Below are 1,453 nucleotides of genomic sequence, written 5' to 3' on the forward strand. Positions count from 1 at the left end.
GGGCAACCGCGTGCTCGAGATCGGCACCGGCTCGGGCTACACCTCGGCGGTGATGTCGCGGCTGGCCGCGCGGGTCATCACCACCGATCGCTACAAGACGCTCGCCGAGCAGGCGCGGCAACGCTTCGAGGCGCTCGGCATCGGCAATGTGATCGTGCGCCACGCCGATGGTTCCGGCGGGCTGCCGAATGAAGGGCCATTTGACCGCATCGTCGCCTGGGCTGCCTTCGACAGCCTGCCGCGTTTCCTGCTCGACCAGTTGTCGAGCGGCGGTATCGTCATCGCTCCGATCGGCCCCGAAGAGGGCGAACAGGTGCTGGCCAAGCTGACCAAGGTCGGCAGCCGCTTCGAGCGTGAAGACATCGGCCTCGTTCGCCTGCAGCCGATCCTGCGCGGTGTTGCCGCTGTTATCTAGCGCGGATGTCGATGTTCGGCCGCGTCGTGCGCCCGTCTTCGACCCCGGCTGACCTGACCCGAAATCTTCGCACGGCTCGCTCTCTAATATTTTAAGAAAAATTGCGTCGGATTCCATGAGGTTAACCGTCGAGTAACATTAACGCGCTTTAATCATGCCTAGTTTGTACCGGGTATGTGCGGGTTAGTGCGATGCAACTCAGTGTTTTGAAGACAAACGGTCGCAATCTGGCGCGAGGCTGCGCCATTCTGATGGTCGCGGGTGCTGCTGCGGGGTGCAGTTCCCAGGTTTCGCGGTTCAATGGCGTCGACGACGTCTTTACATCCTCGACCAACAATCAGCGCGCCATCATCAACAAGCAGGATGCCGTACAGCAGCCCTATCCGGGCGATGTCGCCGCCGCTCCGATCGATGGCAGCCATACACAATCGGTCAGCCGCTCCAGCCTCGAGCCGGTCTCGACGCGGCCGCTGCCGCCGCCCGTTGCCCAAGCGCAGCAGGCGCCGGCATCGAAGCCGGTGCGCACCGCATTGGCCCCGGCACCGCATGTCGACAGGACCACGACCGGCACCGTCGCTCCGGCGGCGTCGCCTTTCAAGGTTTCGCAACCTGACGAACCCCGCGTGGCTGCTTCCGGCACTCCGCATGCAACCGAGATCGTCGTCAGGGACGGCGAAACGATCGGCGGCCTGGCGCAGCGCTACAAGGTGCCGTCCGACGTGATCATGAAGGTCAACGGGCTGAGCGCGACCAAGGGGCTGAAGACCGGCCAGAAGCTGGTCATCCCGGCCTATGCCTATTCCAGCAAAGGCGAGGCGAAGGTCGCGGATGCCAAGCCGGCGAAAGACGGCAAGCACAACCTGCCGGCCACTGCGCCGGACAAGGTCGCCGTTCTGCCGCAGCAGCCGAAGCCTAAGGAAGGCAAGTCCGCCGCTCAGGTCGACGCGTCGGCCGCAGCAAACCAGCCCAAGGAGCCCAAGCCGCAGGTTGCCAAGACGACCGGCGCTGCCGGGACCTACACGGTCCAGTCGGGCGACA

General features: G+C 64.5%; 2 protein-coding genes. Both read left to right on the forward strand.

What is annotated here, in order from left to right:
* A partial coding sequence (locus tag EN994_RS31150) for a methyltransferase domain-containing protein (RefSeq protein WP_127308135.1) occupies window positions 1-415 on the forward strand: 415 nt, incomplete at its 5' end.
* A 191-nt stretch (window positions 416-606) separates the two neighbouring features.
* Window positions 607-1,453 (forward strand): LysM peptidoglycan-binding domain-containing protein (locus EN994_RS31155; RefSeq protein ID WP_127308136.1); only part of this gene is annotated, 847 nt, incomplete at its 3' end.

Source organism: Mesorhizobium sp. M7A.F.Ca.CA.002.09.1.1 (genome assembly GCF_003998555.1).
Taxonomy (GTDB): domain Bacteria; phylum Pseudomonadota; class Alphaproteobacteria; order Rhizobiales; family Rhizobiaceae; genus Mesorhizobium; species Mesorhizobium ciceri.